16 protein-coding genes are annotated in these 16,698 nt (G+C 46.4%); 2 read left to right on the top strand and 14 right to left on the bottom strand.

The genetic code is table 11. The annotated features are described in order from the left end of the window. Positions 1-482 precede the first annotated feature (482 nt). From HPY27_RS22920 to HPY27_RS22875, 10 genes are all read right to left on the bottom strand, one after another. Positions 483-1,049, bottom strand: coding sequence for an SLOG family protein (locus tag HPY27_RS22920; protein ID WP_174226048.1), 567 nt, complete (start codon positions 1,047-1,049; stop codon positions 483-485). Positions 1,050-1,185: 136 nt separating this feature from the next. Next, a complete protein-coding gene (locus tag HPY27_RS22915) occupies positions 1,186-2,643 on the bottom strand; it encodes a YcdB/YcdC domain-containing protein (RefSeq protein WP_017252139.1) in 1,458 nt (485 codons plus the stop codon). A gap of 617 nt (positions 2,644-3,260) precedes the next feature. Then, a complete protein-coding gene (locus HPY27_RS22910; protein WP_174226047.1) occupies positions 3,261-4,316 on the bottom strand; it encodes an ankyrin repeat domain-containing protein in 1,056 nt (351 codons plus the stop codon). Between the two features lie 213 nt (positions 4,317-4,529). After that, a complete protein-coding gene (locus tag HPY27_RS22905) occupies positions 4,530-4,982 on the bottom strand; it encodes a nucleoside deaminase (RefSeq protein ID WP_174226046.1) in 453 nt (150 codons plus the stop codon). A gap of 27 nt (positions 4,983-5,009) precedes the next feature. Continuing rightward, entirely contained in the window at positions 5,010-5,960 is a 951-nt protein-coding gene (arcC, locus tag HPY27_RS22900) for a carbamate kinase (protein ID WP_174226045.1), read from the bottom strand. 18 nt (positions 5,961-5,978) lie between these two features. Next, positions 5,979-7,460 (bottom strand): cytosine permease, encoded by a 1,482-nt coding sequence (locus tag HPY27_RS22895; protein ID WP_106834275.1) that lies wholly within the window; start codon positions 7,458-7,460, stop codon positions 5,979-5,981. An 81-nt stretch (positions 7,461-7,541) separates the two neighbouring features. Then, on the bottom strand, positions 7,542-8,966 hold the full coding sequence (locus HPY27_RS22890; RefSeq protein ID WP_173624018.1) for a YlbE family protein: 1,425 nt from the start codon (positions 8,964-8,966) through the stop codon (positions 7,542-7,544). A gap of 2 nt (positions 8,967-8,968) precedes the next feature. Continuing rightward, the gene (fdrA, locus tag HPY27_RS22885; protein WP_174226044.1) at positions 8,969-10,513 is read right to left on the bottom strand and encodes an acyl-CoA synthetase FdrA; all 1,545 of its coding nucleotides are present in this window, start codon (positions 10,511-10,513) and stop codon (positions 8,969-8,971) included. After that, positions 10,495-11,406, bottom strand: a complete 912-nt coding sequence (locus HPY27_RS22880) for an oxamate carbamoyltransferase subunit AllH family protein (protein ID WP_174226043.1) — start codon at positions 11,404-11,406, stop codon at positions 10,495-10,497. The genes fdrA and HPY27_RS22880 overlap by 19 nt, the downstream gene beginning before the upstream one ends. Positions 11,407-11,414: 8 nt before the next feature. Further along, the gene (locus HPY27_RS22875) at positions 11,415-12,023 is read right to left on the bottom strand and encodes an ankyrin repeat domain-containing protein (protein ID WP_017252147.1); all 609 of its coding nucleotides are present in this window, start codon (positions 12,021-12,023) and stop codon (positions 11,415-11,417) included. Positions 12,024-12,238: 215 nt separating this feature from the next. On the opposite strand from HPY27_RS22875, the gene HPY27_RS22870 reads away from it, so the two are divergent. Next, on the top strand, positions 12,239-13,933 hold the full coding sequence (locus tag HPY27_RS22870) for a PucR family transcriptional regulator (RefSeq protein WP_017252148.1): 1,695 nt from the start codon (positions 12,239-12,241) through the stop codon (positions 13,931-13,933). Positions 13,934-14,163: 230 nt separating this feature from the next. Here HPY27_RS22870 and HPY27_RS22865 read toward each other — a convergent pair whose 3' ends face one another. The 4 genes from HPY27_RS22865 to HPY27_RS22850 form a co-directional block, all read right to left on the bottom strand. After that, positions 14,164-14,778, bottom strand: coding sequence for a PH domain-containing protein (locus tag HPY27_RS22865; RefSeq protein WP_173624021.1), 615 nt, complete (start codon positions 14,776-14,778; stop codon positions 14,164-14,166). 78 nt (positions 14,779-14,856) lie between these two features. Continuing rightward, entirely contained in the window at positions 14,857-15,204 is a 348-nt protein-coding gene (locus HPY27_RS22860; RefSeq protein ID WP_017252150.1) for a DUF1801 domain-containing protein, read from the bottom strand. A gap of 97 nt (positions 15,205-15,301) precedes the next feature. Continuing rightward, on the bottom strand, positions 15,302-15,859 hold the full coding sequence (locus tag HPY27_RS22855) for a nitroreductase family protein (protein ID WP_064202701.1): 558 nt from the start codon (positions 15,857-15,859) through the stop codon (positions 15,302-15,304). A gap of 81 nt (positions 15,860-15,940) precedes the next feature. Beyond that, a complete protein-coding gene (locus HPY27_RS22850) occupies positions 15,941-16,201 on the bottom strand; it encodes a hypothetical protein (protein ID WP_170831594.1) in 261 nt (86 codons plus the stop codon). A gap of 67 nt (positions 16,202-16,268) precedes the next feature. On the opposite strand from HPY27_RS22850, the gene HPY27_RS22845 reads away from it, so the two are divergent. After that, the gene (locus tag HPY27_RS22845; protein ID WP_174226042.1) at positions 16,269-16,649 is read left to right on the top strand and encodes a RidA family protein; all 381 of its coding nucleotides are present in this window, start codon (positions 16,269-16,271) and stop codon (positions 16,647-16,649) included. The last annotated feature ends 49 nt before the right edge of the window (positions 16,650-16,698 follow it).

Here is a 16,698-nt window from a genome sequence, read left to right as displayed (position 1 = left end):
GTGATCGTGGTAATTGCTGGACTTTGTTAACATTATATGAGGAACCTGTCATGTAATATATCCGCTAGATTTCAGGTGAAGGTCACTAGATTTTAGGGTTGGTGCGTTGGGAACACTATGTATGTGGTCTACTATGAGCCTCTCGGACTCCCTTCCTGCTAGTAATCATTTCATCTTTTGGACTTATAGATCACTTTGTTACGGGAATAAAAAAATTTTCTTTCCGTGCACGGGAGGGTCTTCCCAGTTCACATCATCCTTTCATACCATGCCACTCCCCTGGAGCGAACAGAAAAAGATGTTATCTAAACGAGTCTGAAATAACAAAAGGGAACCCGGCAGGTCCCCTTTGTTGATAGGTTGTGACATGAATATGATTGTTTGCCCCAGACAATGGACGATTAAAGCAATAAACTAATGTTGGACAAACGGGAGCGACTTTCCAAGAATAAAAACCAGCTTTTCATAGCTGGTTTCTTTGTTTAGAAATAGTCATTATATAATTCTTGCTGCTGCTCCTCTGCAATGTTCTGTAAGTCATATGCGTTAATTCGAAAAAACTGATAATCGCCCATATCTGATTTTTTTGCGGCGAGCTTACTTAGAAATTTCGGCGAGCCTTCGTTTTCTTCATCGTAAACTAACAAGATACCGTCTGAATTGGATAGCAAGAATTTGTCTTTCTCTCCAAGCTGCCAAACACCCTGGTAAGGTGTTTGATAGACACTATTGATATAATCGGCTTGCATCACAATATTTCGGTAGTAATCCTGGGTCTCTTCTTTCCACTTTTCCTCTTGATTTAAAAACGGAGTAATTACCGCCAGTTTTAGATGTGGATAGTCCTTTTTCAATTCCAGAACAGTTTCGGCTGCCCACATTTCTACCCCGAGTTGGCCTGATATGATGACCCATTCCAATTCTTCCTCAAGGAATCTTACGAGTTCCCGCTTCAGTGCTTTCTTAATAATGGCTAACCCCGGATTTTTTTCATTGAAAATGCCAAGCTCGTGAGCTTTGTATCCTGAAACAAGTAAACGTTTTAACATGTTGCCACCTCTAGTTTAAAAGAACGCTAGCAGATAATAGATTTCTTTTCACTCGCTGTCTATTCATTCGTGTTACGTCTCATTTTTTCTTATCTTATCACAAATGATGTGTTCTAACTGTCGATTTTCATTCTACCTACTCTTCGACCTTACCTGTCAGGGCATTGATAGTGTTAATATGAATTGAATAGGCAAGGACCGGTTTGGCTAACCTCTCACCATTAACGAATGGGTAGATGTATCGCAGTTCAGTGGGTTTCGCCAGCAGGGCCTTGGCTGCTGCATCTATGGAGACAGCCTTCCTCTTATCCGGGAGCTTGGCGGGCTTTTGGTCGAGGCTTTGATTGTACCATGTGATTTTCCCCGTTTCTCCATTTACACCCATACCACTGCCTCCTCGGTAGTCCAAAGGAAGTCCCTCAACAGATGGCACAAACGTTACTACGTACACATGTGGATTCTGCGTACCAGGATGATTCACCCTGTAGTAGAACTCCTTTTCTTCCCGTTTGAGATAGGTTTGCAGGAACTGAACAGCTTTCTCAAGAACCTGCTTTTCCGACAATGTTGCCTTCCCTTTTTGGGGTTGGCCGTTCGCATAGCTTTGAAATCCGATCACAACGTCATCCTTCGTAAATAAAAACTCTTTTTCATCAGGGGAAAAATAAACACTTTCCTTCTCGCTATTGCCGCCGTTGCTGTTGAAGGTCCTACCCTTCAGGCTGATACCAAACTCGCTTTCGTAAATCCGCGTTGCCTCCTGCTCATTCTTCACCTTTACTACCTTTCCACCAGGCGTGAGGGAGATTGGTTTCCACCTCCAGGTTCTGTATTGCCGATCAGTGATCAGCTCAGCTCCTGTTACTGCGTCCACATAACCGGAGAATACAGCGGAGTAGACGAGATCGGTCTGATTTTCACCAGTCTTGTACATGAGTTGCAGTAGGGGTGGGATACAGCGACTGAGCTGATCTTTCTTCATCGCCTGGGCTGGAGGAAGGAAGTCAGCGGGATTGACGTTGGTCAGCGTGTTTTCACCTGCCGAAACGCCGGTTACCTGTCCCGCACTGTTTACTGCCACCCGAAACTCATCGCCATCTACCTCGATGCCATTTACATAGCGACGATAGATGACATCGCCTACAGGAGCCCGCGTTACCTCGTACAAGCTGCGCATTTCACCGATCAAGCCCTCCATGAAGGTATCGGCGCTCTTATAGGCCAGCTTATCATCAGGAATTTTAAAATCCTGAACCTTACTATCCCAATAAAACGAAAGCAGTTTCCCGGTTTCTGCATGGATATTGGCTCTGGCAAAGATTTCATTATTTTTTTCATAACCGATATCGTACACAGGCTGGTCTTTCGTTTCCAAGGTAATTTGTCTTGATGTGTCATCGAGCGTTGGGAAGAGCATTTGCAGCTTTTGCTCCGTTCGTTTTGCCTTTTCGCTTAACTGATTTTCCTGAAGGTGAGCGGCTGCTTGTTGGTTCCCTGTCTGATTTGCCATGACTGTGTCCGAGGCTGGTGACAGGAGCAGTGTGGTTGTTAGTACGCAGCTTGCTAGTACAGGATAACGCCTTTGAGAGGTCATACGTCTATCCTCCATTTTTTCTTGAAGTTGAAGCTTACACAATAAGACGGCGCTTGGCAAAAATTGTCACATCACTCGTGGAATCGCCTCATGCACGATTCAAATTTTTAGGTAGAAACGAAATTCATTGCTCTGGCTTTCCATGGTGATCAATCCATATCCTCCAAATAATCTAATTGGACAACTATCCCTTATTAAATTCAAATTCGACCAATTTTTTGCAAAAAAAATGTTCCTGCATGAGGAACATGTGAAATGACATCCCGTATACGAATTATATTCGAGCGGCATATTGAACGACCCACCGCCGTAGCTGCACGTTGTTATATAAGTCGTCTCTTCATAATAATGTATCGTAGTTGGTTCAACTGTAAAGCTTATCTGAACGTCTGGACCATCCAACTGTTTCGATGGGTTGAAGGCTTTTTGACCGCTTTCTTTGGTTGTTTGCTAGAAGCCGTCTGCACGGCCTTTGTCGACGACTGCTTTTTCGATTCAGGCTTGCTTACTGCCACAGGTATGCATTGAAACCTAGCAATGCTACCTTTAGCGTGATTCCTGCCGCTTTTGAGCATGATCCCTTGAAAATGAGGTTTGATTGATAGCAATCTCTGGTTCTAATCACGGATAAATGCTTCTAGCAAAGCAATCATTTCTCGATTCCCCAACATTCTTGCTTCTGCGATCGGACTCCCCAACTTGGTCGGGTGCTCTGGGGCATACTGTGTAGCAAGAAGAGGATCAGCTCCATGTTCCAATAACAACTTTGCAATATGTAAGCGGTTATCTTGAACTGCACGCATTAGTGGTGATCTAAAGTTCTGATAATTCAAATCAGGCTCAGCGCCATACTTAAGTAATTCGTTTACCATGTCATAATTATTCTTTGCTACTGCTAAGGTGATTATGGTGAACTGATCATACAGTAAGTTCGGATTTGCCCCGTTTTCTAGAAGTAACCTCGCAAGATCAAGTCGGCCGTTTGAAACTGCTGTTTGGAGTACAGTACTCTTGAAACCTCCTTTAATTTCTATCAGTAAGTTCGGATTTGCCCCGTTTTCTAGAAGTAACCTTGCAGCATCAAGGTGGCCGTTTGAAACTGCTAGATCGAGTGCAGTACTCTTGGAACCTTCTTTCACTTCTACATATGCATCAGGGTCCATTCCAGCTTTCAAAAATAATTTTAGAATATCTAATTCATTCTCAGAAGCGGCATCAATGAAAAATAGTGCGTTGAATTGAGGAACTAAAGCCTCTAATTCTTTTCTTGCCTGTCTTGCTTCATCAGAAGCCATCTTATCATCTGAAATGGCTACAATTTTAACATTCGGGCCAATTCTTACAATTTGTTCATAATCGAGATTCATAGATACCTCGGGTTCTTGAAGAGTATTTATTGATAGCTGCTCCACCTCACTAGGTACTCTATAATTAGGATTGCTACTAGCAGTATCTTCTTGCTGATTTGGAAGTTCTTGATTATCTTCAGGCTCCGGTTCCTTAATAAGTAGTTCCTCATTAACAATCGTTTTCTGTTGTTGATTAGTAGAAGTGAAGGCTGGCTTTGATAATGAATTCGAACCTGTCATATTTTGTATGACAATCGTCCATATACTCACGCAAATCACCAAAACTGAAGCTAGGAGTAAACTCCGTTTCATTTTTATTGACATATCTTTAATACCTCCTGATTAGGTAGATTATACCATAATCAGGAGTCATTTCCGTTCATAACGCAGCTCGACTAGCTGCACTATATTCAACAAAATGAGATAGCATCAAAACTTTTGAATTTAGGGAAAATAACAAAGAAGAAAAGGGCCCTTATAAGGCCCTTTTTTCATGCTCCGAACATCCGTGTTTCTTGTCTGCTATTCAGTTACCTTCTACTCTTTGCTCAACTGATGAAAGTGGGTAAACAGCTGATCGCAGTCCTCACGCTTCTCGACCTTGATCATGTTCAAAACGCTCGTATCCTTACCGGAAAAATAGTCGCGCAGATGCTTATCCGAAAAACCATTCTCATGCGCATCCTCCGCAGTCGAGCAGTAATGAACGACCTTGATGCCAGACCAAATGATAGCCCCCACGCACATCGGGCAAGGCTCGCATGTCGCGTAAATTTCGCAGCCTGTCAGATCCATCGTGCCCAAGGTCTTGCACGCTTCACGAATCGCTACCATCTCTGCGTGCTGGGACGGGTCCATATCGGCCATCATGCGATTGCTGCATACGGCGATGATTTCGTCCCCTTTCACCACAGCCGCTCCAAAAGGTCCACCGAGCTTGTTGTTCATGCCTTCTATCGTTTTTTCCACTGCCAGCTTCATGTAATCCATTGTCTTGCACCCTCCCTCAAGAGGCCTTTATTTTACGATGTGTGTCCCTGCTTTGTTCGTAATGGCATCCTTTAAGCTCTCTGGGTTCGTAATGATCACGCTTGATCCGTTTTTCTCCAAAAAGCTCAGGCTGGCCTCGATTTTTGGCAGCATGCTGCCTTTTGCGAAGTGCTCTTCACGAACGTATTGCTTCGTTTCCTCTACGGTGATGCGCTCCAGCGCCTTTTGATTCGGCTTGCCGAAGTGAATGCATACCTGCGGGACACCTGTCGTAATGATCAATGTTTGTGCATCGATTTGCTCTGCCAGCAAGCTGGTAGCAAAGTCTTTATCGATGACAGCATCAATCCCATCGTACGTATTTTCGCCCGTTTTCACAACCGGAATACCGCCGCCGCCAACAGCGACTACCACATATCCCGCTTCGATCAACGATTTGATTGCGTCTTTTTCCACGATGTCGATTGGCTTCGGGGAAGGAACCACTCTTCTGTAGCCACGACCGGAATCCTCGATAAATACCCAGTCCGGATGCTCTTTGCGCATCTCTTCCGCCTGCTCCAGTGTGAAGAAGGAGCCGACTGGCTTCGTTGGATTTTCGAAGTTCGGATCATCCTTGCTGACTTCTACCTGTGTGATGACGCTCGCAACCTTTTTGTTAATTCCTCTTTTGGCGAATTCGTTGGTGAGTGCCTGCTGGATTTGGTAGCCGATTCCCCCCTGCGTATCCGCCACGCAATTGACTAGCGGGATCGTAGGCATCCCGGACACTTCATTGGCAATTTCGCATCTTTGCAAAGCAAATCCAACCTGTGGTCCGTTGCCATGAGTAACGACAACGTTGTAGCCTTCTTGCACCATATCCGCGATATTTGCCGTGGTTTCACATACGGCTTCATATTGGTCTTGAATGGTATTGCGACCATTATCTTTCACTAACGAGTTGCCGCCGATAGCAACAATTACGAGTTTTTCCACTGGGCACTTCTCCTTTGGTTAAGATACTTTTGCAGTGGTTTCACGCTGCGTGATCGCACTTGATTTGTTCCATTTATAGCTCAATGCATAGAGAACACTGGAGATAATCATCCCGCTAAGGAAAGCAGACTTGCTGATGTTTGCCAATAGTGGCACATTTGGCAAGAAAGAGCCGGATAGCGTAATCAAGAAGCTGACAATCAATACGCCGCATGCCACCATATTAACGCCGTTTTTGTATTCTCCGTTTTCACCTGGTTTTACGTAGATGCTGGATAAATCCAGCTTTCTTTTTCTTTCAATGAAGAAACTAACCAGCATGATCCCCGTAATCGGACCGTACATGGAGCCGATAAAGCTATAGAACATATACAGCGCGGCGGTACCATTCACCAGCTTCCAAGGTAAAATGACAGTCCCCAATACAGCTGTTAAGATAGCCGCTGATTTCACTGTAAACATTTTCGGAAGAAGCGCTGTCATCTGTAGTCCAGATGGAAGCAAATTCCCAAACACAACATAGCTCGTCGAACCTATATTCAGTGCCAGCAACAAGACAATGACGGCAACAGGATTCCCAATTTGATCAATGGCAGCGACGACATTAAAGTCTTTGATGCCAAACGCAATTTGCGTTCCAACCAACAATCCTACACACGTAATTCCAAACAGGATATAGGATGTAATCATTCCAAGCGGCAGACCAATCATCGGAGCTTTCGGGTGTTTTGCCCTTTGCGTAAGGTCTGCAATATTTACAATCGGGCCACCCCAGTTCGATACCAATGCACTTACACATGCGATAAATACAAGCCAATTCTCCATCGGTTTGGCAGGAGCATAAGCAAAGATCGGACCAAATCCGCCAGCAACGCTGATCGCCCAAATCGCTGCACCTACAATGAAAATATAGATGATCGGGGAAGACCATTTACTAAACAGACTGAGAATTTTCATTCCACCTAAAAACAATCCAACTGTAATGACCCAGAGGATCACATAAGAAAGCATCGTCGGGAAATCTAATCCGAGAAAATCAAAACCTGGAACCATATTCATATAACCAGGGAATATTTTCTCAAAAATGACATTAAAGGATTGTGCGCCAATAATTGTTTTTGTCCCAAAAAACACAACACCAGCGATAAGCCCGCGACATATAGCAGGAATGATCGAGCCTTTTACACCAAAAGAGCTGCGCAACAGCATCGAATAGCCAATCCCGTATTTCTGTCCCGCATAGCCATTCAACACATAGCCCGCCGAAACAATCAAGGCAGCAATCATGACTGCCCACAAGACTTGCGGAACGGATAATCCGAGGACAAAGAATCCGGCTACAGTCATGTACGACATGAGATTATGCACAGCGCCCATCCACACGGTCACGTAGTTAAAGGTGCCCCAATCTCGATTTTCGGAAGTCTTTGGCAAAATATCGTCCGCGTATCCATAGGACTTGAATTCTTCATATGATTCCTTTACGTTTGCCTGTCCCATGTTCATTCACCTTCCTCATTCAACCCAGCTTTCGCAACCTTCTTTTGCTGCGAAAGCTGAGTCACCTAGGATGAAAAGCAATTAGCTAACCGTTTCCGTTACTGCGAGCAATGCTTTTTCAAAAGCTTCCATCGGTGGATACGTAATCCCCGCACCGATCATACCGATCCCTGCGTCTTTATGCGCAATGGCAGTGTTGATAATTGGCAGGATGCCCGTTTGGATCACCTGACGAATATCGATGCCTGTTGCTACACCTCGGAAGTCCAGGAGAGGAATCGTGACGTTTGGATTTTCTGCTGTCGTGATTTCTTTCATCGTGGTGGAGAAACCGATCGCTTCTTCAACCGTACCGCCTACGAGCGCAACAATTGCTGGAGCTGCCGCCATCGCGAAGCCGCCGATACCGTACGTTTCTGTAATCGCACTGTCTCCGATATCCAGACCGGAATCCTCTGGCTTGTAGCCTGCGAACATGGGACCGATTACCTTTTGAGCAGGTCCTGTGAACCAAGTGTTGCCAGCCATACCACTTACACGGATACCGAACTCTACGCCATTACGCGCCATTGTGGTGACAATCGTGCTGTTCTCGATTCCATGTGCTGCATCCAGCGCGCATTTGCACATCGCCATCCATGTCGGACCGGAGAAGTAATCGCTGCTTGCTACGAAATCGAATACTTCGCGTTTTTGTTCTTTGGTGAAATCTGTCTCCAAGATGTACGGAGTCAGTGCTTGAATCAACAAGCTCGTACCCGCGTTGTTGCGGTTGTGGCATTCATCGCCCATGTGCAGCGCTTGCGCCAGCATGAGACGCAGATCGATTTCACCTGCAATCTTCATCGCATCACGCAGCATTGGTCCCAATACATCGCGCATCCAGTTCAGACGGGCGATGACACTTTCATCGTTGGCACCCATGCGCAAAATTTTCGCCATTTGCTCACTCAGGTTGGTATACGCGACATTTCCGTACGTTTTGTTTTTGACTACATGCATGAACATCGAAGCGGATGTGACACCTGCCATGGAGCCAACGCAGTTATGCTCGTGGCATGGAGAGAACGTGATTGCGCCGGAAGCAGCTACCTGTTCAGCTTCCTCGATGTCTTTTGCCAAGCCCTCGAATACGATTGCTCCGGTTACGGCACCTTTCATCGCGCCGCACATTTTGTCCCACGTAATAGGCGGACCCGCGTGCAGAATCGTGGTTTTTGTCATGCCTGGCACCACATTGATCGCTTGGTCGAAGCCAACAAGCATCGGCTGGGAGTTGATGATACGCTCTACCGCCAGCTTGTTTGCCGCAGCGATTTTATCAGCGACAGCAGCGTTTTCTAGTCTGTCGAGAGCGTTGATCAGCTCAGGCTTTCCGCCGCCTGGAGGCTTCCAATCCAGATGAGACGCATTCGCATTTTGCTTGATGATATCGTCTTTGAAAAACTCGATCCCTACGTTGATCGCATGAATTTTTCCGTTAAACAGCTCGTTGATTTTGCTCATGATTATTCCCCTTTCGCAACAAATTCTCTAGCAAGAAGACCTGCATTCGTACTGCTGCTCGCAATCGTTACACCCGCATCCATCAGCTTCTTCACTTGCTCGTCGAAGTTCGGTGTATCGAGGTCGGTACCCAGCACGTAGCCCAAGATTTCCAGGTGTCTTCCTTCCTTGGCAGCCTGCGCTTTTGCTTCGATGATCGCTGGCAGCATCACGCCTACTGGATCTTCGTGGGAACCGAAGCCCAAGATGAAGTCCATCAAAATCACGCCGACGGAAGGATCTTTTGCTTCTTCCAAAAATCTCGCGATGCGCGTGGAAGGATCGATCATCGGGTGCGGCTTGCCATTTGTAAAGTCGTCATCGCCCATGTCGAGGAAAGTGTGAGCCTTGCTCTCATGGATATTTTTCAGCTTGTAGTCTGCTTTCTTTTGAATGTTGCTGTATACGTCTTCATACTTGTCCATCGCGAGGTACATCGCTTCATCGCACAGTGTACCGCCGCAGAACAGACCTCGAACGTATTTTTGCTCAGGTGTCAGTTTTGCCCGAACTTCTTCAATCAGTGGCCAGTTGAGGGCGCGCTTGTTGAGCTCGTCTTCGTTGGCACCTGCCAATACAACTGCTTTAATGGCTGCTTCCTTACTCGTTTTTGCAAAATGCCCGCCTGCTTCCAGAACTGGCGTTTCTTCTCCACCAATGAAGTACACAACCACAGGCTTTTTGCAGTTTTTCACTTGCGCCAATACTTTTTCCTGAACGCTCGGTGCTGGTGGCTTGGAAATGAGCACGATAACCTTTGTCGCCTCATCCTCTTCCAGTGCTTTGATTCCGTCGAGCATCATGATGCCGCCTACTTGCTCGGAGAGGTCGCGACCGCCTGTACCGATCAGCTGCGTGATACCGCCGCCGAAGTCGTGAATACGCACGCTTACCTCTTGGCTACCTGTGCCAGATGCACCCACGATGCCGATGTTGCCTTTTCTCACGGCGTTTCCGAAGCACAGTGCCACATTGCCGATAATCGCTGTACCGCAGTCAGGTCCCATCATCAAGAGGCCTTTTTCATGCGCGAATTGCTTCAGAGCGATCTCTTCCTCGATGCTCACGTTGTCACTGAACAGCATGACGTGCAGGTCGTTTTCCAACGCTTTTCTTGCTTCTCTCGCCGCGAACGCGCCGTTTACAGAGATCACAGCGAGGTTCGCCTCTGGAATGCTGGCTGCCGCTGAATCAATCGTGGAGTATTTGATCTCCGTTGCGGATTTACTGCCGCCTTTTTTCTTGAACAGTTCATCGATGGCGATGAGAGCGCTCTCGCACAGCTCGTCTGTCGCCGCCTTCACCACGATCATCAGGTCGCTCGTTTTCGCTGCTTCCAGCTCAGGTGTGAGCAAGCCTACGTTTTTCAATACCTCTTTGTTCATGTCGGTGCCCATCGCAATAACCGCTTGTTCGACACCTTCAATTTGATTTGCTTTTGTAGAGAGAGACATCAGGGATACCGAGTCAAAATACGTGCTTTGCTTGATTACGACTTTGGTAGACATACGTTACCTCCAGCTTCTAGATTTCGTTCCAAACCACATAGGATGCCAAGCAGGATATCCGTACCCGACGACGAGCCGATCCCGATGATTTTGTCTAAAGCAGGGACAAGCTCTTCCATGGAGCCGGACACCATGCATGAAAGTAAGTCATTTAGCGACTCTCTTACTTGTCCATGGGCTGCTTTTTTCAGCGTGATCGCACTGATTTCGTTCGTTAATACTTGGGACGAACGGACGATTTCATCGAAAAATGGGCATGACAAACAAGAGGAAATGTTTCGCATTTTGTATACACTGCACAATCCCACTAAAAAATCGTCACCTGAGGGTGTTAACCCCGGCCCCAGTCCGATAAGACTTATCGCATGCTGAGTAGATGACTCTATGCGGTTGTTCGCCAGATCGTCGGAAAGCATGCCTGCACGCTGGATCAGCATACGGGACATCTCTTTCTCAAACGGACTGGCAGGGTGGGAGGACATTTTCATGCCCCCCGTCTTGCCGTATACGTCCACGTAGTTTTTCGTGAACGCCACATTTCTGCGCAATACATCTACGCCTTCTATGTCACAAGGATAGGAAGGAAGCTCACCTTCCCACTTTGTTGCTTGCTGGATCCATATTCGTAAATTCGCTCCGATAACGAGCGTGTTATTTTCGGTCATAACCGGAGCGTTAGTTGACAGCCCCAGCTCTGAAAAGCCTTTTCTATCAATGATGAGCGTGTTCGGTGCATTGTCTAGCTGATAGTTTCCAATGGTGTACAATTCCCCGTTTTCGCTGCATGTCAGATTGATCGTTCGCTCAAAAATACTGTGTACGGTCCCGCTAAAGTTTGCTCGTGCCAATCGCTCAAGGAAACCGGCATCGCCAGACAACGCCTGGATGTACATGGGACGCTTTACTTTGCTCCTGCTTCCAGCAAGATTTTTTCGATCTCGGTGTAGCCTTTTCTTCTCGCAAGCTCAAGCGGTGTTACGCCGTATTTATCTACCATCTGCACATTGCAGCCATGCTCAATCAACAGCTTGATGATCGTTTGTTGCTTCTCACCGCCATCATTGAGGATGATCGCTTCGATGAGTGGTGTCCAACCCACAAAGTTGGTATGGTTTACGTTGATGTCAGTCGTCGTTACGAGCTCACGTACGATGTCCACATGGCCTTTTTCGCACGCTGGTGTAATCCCTACTCCTCCAAAACGAGTCAACAGCTCCAGGTTTGTTCCTGCCTTGATCATCATTTTGACAAGCTCCAGCTTACCGTTGATGCATCCGAATAAGAACGGGTTGAAGCATGTCTCATCCTGCAAATCTACATCTGCACCCGCCTCTACCAAAAACGATACCGCTTCCAATTTGTCATTCATGGCAGCAGTCAGAATCGCTGTACGCTTTTGTCTGTTTCTTGCATTGATATCTACGCCCTGCTCCAAATGCTTTTTCAGTGCTTCGATATTCCCCTCAGCCGCTGCCTCGAGAAATGCTTGTACTACGCTTTTGTCTGTCATAGTAAGCCCTCCATGATCTCGTGATTGAACAACCCGCCAAGATTGGCTGAGCGCTTGCTCTTTTAAAAAACAATTAGACAAGCCCTCGTACTTACATCATTATTTTAGACATGGTGAATGGAATCGTCATTGTGTATCGAAACTAAAAAAACTGAGGTTCACTTGTGCACATTGCACAATTACAGGAATCCCTTTGTGGCAAAGGAGTGAACAGGGTGCTGACCATCAAAGATTTGCTTACCATTCAATCCATAGACGGCATCAAAATCATCGCCGGAGAGCAAGGCATCAACAACATTATCTCCATCGTCAATATTATGGAAAACCCGGATGCTTTTGACTGGCTGTCTTCCAACGAACTGTTGCTCTCCACCGGGTATATTTTCAAGGACAATCCTGAATTACAAAATAAAATCATCAAAGAGCTGGCGGAAATCAACTGCTCCGGGCTCGTAATCAAGATGCATCGCTATTTCGATCAAATCCCGCAAAACATGATTGAGCATGCCAACAAGTACGGTCTGCCGCTCTTGGCCCTGCCTTTTGAATACACGTTGTCTAAAGTGATTGCCATTATTAACGAAAAAGCCTCTGGGCGTTATGATTTGTTGAACCGCAAAACATTGGACATGCATAACGCACTGTTTCGCATTGCGCTGGAAGGTGGCGGACTGGATCGCATCGCTTCCGAGCTATCTGAGACGATCAACAACCCGATCCTTATTCTGGATCAGGACTGGCATTTGCTTCATTACACAGAAATCTGGCACAATCCGATTCCGCTTGACTCCTGCCTGACCTTGATCAAAAACAGACCTGTTTTTACCCGTGACTTCACGGAGTCCGTCCCGAAAAATATTAGCCAGATCAAAAAGTCGATCAAGCGTATCTACCATGTAAAGGATGATGAGATTAAATGCAGGATTCTACCTGTTGCTGTGGCCAATCACATCTATGGATACATCGTCGTCTGGCAAACCATTTGGGAGCTAACTGAATTTGACTACATTGTGCTGGAACAGGCGTCCACCATCGTGGCGCTGGAGCGGATCAAGGCGAGGGAAATCGAGGAAGTGAAGCTGAAGATCAGACAAGACTTTTTCGATGATCTATTAACGGGAAAAATCACGTCGGCTGATTCCCTTCAAACGTTGTGCGATTTACACGGGCTGCAATCGAGCTACATGTATTTTTGTATGGTTATTAATATCGAGCCGGTTGAGCTAGAAAATTTGGAGGATATAATCGATCGCAAGTACGAGCTGGATCGGATCGCCAAAAAATGCGTCGATCTCGTCTATGACCATTCGAGCAAAGCTCCTGGAGAAATCACCTGCTTTTATCGAAACAATCGGATCATCATCCTTATCGGACAAAATGAGCAAAAACCCGTGGTGTCTGCAAGTGAAGCCAAACAATTCGCCAATGAGCTGTACAGCGCTCTCGTGGATAAAATCAAGAAAACCTTGTTCTTTATTGGGGTAGGACGTCAGTATAAAAACATCGCTTCGCTTCATAAAAGCTTTTCCGAAGCACATGAAGCGATCCGCCTGATGCAGAAGTTCAACAGCAAGGGCGACGTCTCTCATTTCGATGATTACTCCGTCTATCATTTCCTGGATTCCAACATTAAGGACATTGAACTGGAAGACTTCTTTTTGAAGCGACTGGGGAAACTGTACGAGCATGATCAAGAGTTCGGCACGAGCCTCATGGTGACTTTGGACAATTACTTTCTGTACAATCAAAACGTCAGTGAAGCGGCGAAAGCAATGTTCATTCACCGCAATACGTTTATTTACCGGATCGAAAAGATCAAAGAGATTTTGAACATGGATTTGAAAAACTCGGAGGAGTTGCTTCAAATCCAGCTGGCGCTCAAGATCGGCAAGCTTTTGCACAAGGAGTAGAGCTCGAAGGAGCGTTGTCTTCCTGCTGCTGTGGTCGGGTGGAAGGCGTGCCACATGTTTTCCAGTCGCCTGTATCCTCACTTTGTTCGGGCGGTCTCCTTCCAAACATGTGACACGCCTTCCCGTACAGCTGTTTGTTTTGCCCGATTAGTTCTACTCGTAAGAAGTAGGGGCTTATCGAAGATTTCGCTAAAATACAAAAAGAGCCTCTTCAAAGAGGCTCTTCCTTTTTAGTTTTGAATGTATTTTTCAAAGACTTTCCCAAAGTCTTTCACGACATACTTGTATCGGATGTCTTCCAACCAATCGAAGGTGTATTGGTTGATGGACTTGAATTGTGAAGCTACGTCTGCTTGCTGGCCTGTTACGCGGCCCAGTGTGCTTTGGGCGACGTGGAGGCTTTCTTTTGCATGCTGGAGCGCGAGTTCGTTATCGTGCATAATCGATGCGATCTTCACAAGAGCTTTGTAGAGGTCTTTTAGCTCCTCCAAATGCTTTTTGTTGACATCGATCGAGTAGTGCTCATTGCCCATGGTGAACTTGATTTCTACATCCAAATCTACGGTCCCCGCTGTTTCCAGATACACGTCAGAGATCGGGTGTGTATGGTAGGAATAGCGGCGCAGCATGCGTTTTTTGCTGGTGGCACTCGTTCCATCCAGATGAACTAGCCCCAGATTGGTGAAGCAATACTCGTCGGACTTTGATTTGATCAAAAAATAAATTTTCTCATTGTCCTCGTGCATGATGTAATCATCAGCATCCACCTTGTCGTAATCTGCTGGTTTTACCACGATTCCCACATTGCTCAAGCCAAGCGCATCTGCCGCAAGCTTTCCAAACATAATGAAACAGCTCCCCTCGATATGTACGGTCTAACCTTATCCATTTATACGTGCGTGGGGAGACTTAGTTGCAAACAACTACTGCGCTTCACCCAGTTTTTTGAGGAGGCCTGCAAGAACATCAAAATCAAATTCTTTTCCGTTCCGTATTTTGATGGTCTTCCGGTCAGCATGATCAGACTTCTCAAAAAAGCCAGCTGGAGCATCCAGATTCGCCGCTTGAAACAGCGTCACATTAATCCAATCCTTTGCCGGAAAATACACACATGTCTGCTTGCCCTGAATGGCATAAAAGGCTTGTTTATACTTCACCTGCTCTTCTACATTCGGGATATTTTCATGAATGAGCTGGCGAATCCGCTTGCAAACTTCTACCTGAGATTCATTGGTTATGTTTTGAATATAATCCGTTACTTGCTGATTCATGAATAGTCCTCCGCTTCCCAAAAGTGATGGTGCTTCTAGTCTTTATGATAATCGACAGATGCAATAGGAGGCTTCTTCTCGATTGCTATTCTATTGATTACAGCCAGGTCGTCTTTTCTTCCGCCGCCACCCGACTCGTCTCAGGCGCATCTGCCTCGGGATAACCAATGAACAGCGTGCCCACGACCTTTTTATTTTCAGGCGATCCGAGGAATTGCAGCAAGCGCTCGTCGCGAACCAAGCCGACTCCTCTTGTGCGCCATACCATGCCAAGTCCGAGTTCCTTCGCTGCCAGCCACATGGAGTGAATCGCGCAGCAAACCGCGTATTCGTTATCCTCTGAAGATGCTTCATCCCCTGGGATCACATCAGCAGTCGCGACAATGACGAGCGGTGTTTTTTCCAGGACGGCCAAGGAATCCTGCACGAGATTCGGCTTGGTCGGAAAACGCTCCAGCAAAAATTCCTTCGCGATTTCCTCAAACCGCAGCTTTGCTTCTCCTCTGATCACGTAAAAATGCCACGGCTGACGCAAGCGGTCATTCGGCGCTAACACTGCGCAATCTAGCAGCGCTTGGATTTTTTCTGTTTCTACTTCTTTTGGAATATAGTTACGCACGGCTCTTCTGCTTTTGAGTGCCTCTAGTACGGACATATTGGTTCCTCCTCGGGTGTACCATTTTCTTACTGATCCCACTCATTATATAAGAGGTTGTCATGATCGTATAGGTATCCATCAACGGGAATGAATCGCCAAATGTGCTTGGTGTTCATCTTCTTTCGCCACGTAGATGTCATACTGCTTATGGTCTTGTTCTTGGGGCAACATCCCCATGTCTCCCCCTAAATGACGAACTGCTTGAGAGTGACTGCGTGTCCGAAAACGAATGCCATGAGCACTTAGCTTGTTTACCACGCGGATGTATTCTTCATGACCAAACGCGGTGTGTATCAAGCACTTGTACTTGGAAAAAAGGGTGAAAAAAAAGTCTATCATCCGCTCCACTCGCCTTCCTTTTTGTAGTATATTCCAATTATTGCGGAAAAGAGAGGGGCTTTCTACTATGCATCGAAAGAAAGTATTCACAGGTTCACCTTGGGAACCGGTTGTAGGCTATTGTCGCGCAATCCGAATCGGCGACCGGATTGAAGTGGCTGGCACAACCGCCATGAAGGACGGGGAAGTCGTTGGTGTGGACGATGCCTATGAACAAACGCGGTTCATCCTGGAGACGATTGAGAAAGCATTGCGAGAATTAGATGCCGATTTGTCTCATGTGGTCAGAACGCGGATGTTTGTAACGGATATCAGCAAGTGGGAAGAGATCGGAAAAGCACACGGGGAGTTTTTCCGCGAGATTCAGCCTGTCGCTACGATGGTTGAGGTCAAGGCATTGATTGACCCGCGTCTGCTCGTTGAAATTGAAGTGGAAGCCATTATTTAGCATGCTGGTTAGTTGGAAGCGGACCGACGACTTTTCCTGTCGATCCGCT

It is taken from the genome of Brevibacillus sp. HB1.1 (genome assembly GCF_013332445.1).
Taxonomy (GTDB): Bacteria; Bacillota; Bacilli; order Brevibacillales; family Brevibacillaceae; genus Brevibacillus; species Brevibacillus porteri.
This window is presented reverse-complemented; position numbering and strand designations above follow the sequence as displayed.

Excerpts from the sequence above, each read along its gene's own strand:
- HPY27_RS22920 (WP_174226048.1), bottom strand. The coding sequence starts at position 1,049 with ATGTTAAAACGTTTACTTGTTTCAGGATACAAAGCTCACGAGCTTGGC.
- HPY27_RS22915 (WP_017252139.1), bottom strand. The coding sequence starts at position 2,643 with ATGACCTCTCAAAGGCGTTATCCTGTACTAGCAAGCTGCGTACTAACA.
- HPY27_RS22910 (WP_174226047.1), bottom strand. The coding sequence starts at position 4,316 with ATGTCAATAAAAATGAAACGGAGTTTACTCCTAGCTTCAGTTTTGGTG.
- HPY27_RS22905 (WP_174226046.1), bottom strand. The coding sequence starts at position 4,982 with ATGGATTACATGAAGCTGGCAGTGGAAAAAACGATAGAAGGCATGAAC.
- HPY27_RS22895 (WP_106834275.1), bottom strand. The coding sequence starts at position 7,460 with ATGGGACAGGCAAACGTAAAGGAATCATATGAAGAATTCAAGTCCTAT.
- HPY27_RS22890 (WP_173624018.1), bottom strand. The coding sequence starts at position 8,966 with ATGAGCAAAATCAACGAGCTGTTTAACGGAAAAATTCATGCGATCAAC.
- fdrA (WP_174226044.1), bottom strand. The coding sequence starts at position 10,513 with ATGTCTACCAAAGTCGTAATCAAGCAAAGCACGTATTTTGACTCGGTA.
- HPY27_RS22880 (WP_174226043.1), bottom strand. The coding sequence starts at position 11,406 with ATGTACATCCAGGCGTTGTCTGGCGATGCCGGTTTCCTTGAGCGATTG.
- HPY27_RS22875 (WP_017252147.1), bottom strand. The coding sequence starts at position 12,023 with ATGACAGACAAAAGCGTAGTACAAGCATTTCTCGAGGCAGCGGCTGAG.
- HPY27_RS22865 (WP_173624021.1), bottom strand. The coding sequence starts at position 14,778 with ATGTTTGGAAAGCTTGCGGCAGATGCGCTTGGCTTGAGCAATGTGGGA.
- HPY27_RS22860 (WP_017252150.1), bottom strand. The coding sequence starts at position 15,204 with ATGAATCAGCAAGTAACGGATTATATTCAAAACATAACCAATGAATCT.
- HPY27_RS22855 (WP_064202701.1), bottom strand. The coding sequence starts at position 15,859 with ATGTCCGTACTAGAGGCACTCAAAAGCAGAAGAGCCGTGCGTAACTAT.
- HPY27_RS22850 (WP_170831594.1), bottom strand. The coding sequence starts at position 16,201 with ATGATAGACTTTTTTTTCACCCTTTTTTCCAAGTACAAGTGCTTGATA.
- HPY27_RS22845 (WP_174226042.1), top strand. The coding sequence starts at position 16,269 with ATGCATCGAAAGAAAGTATTCACAGGTTCACCTTGGGAACCGGTTGTA.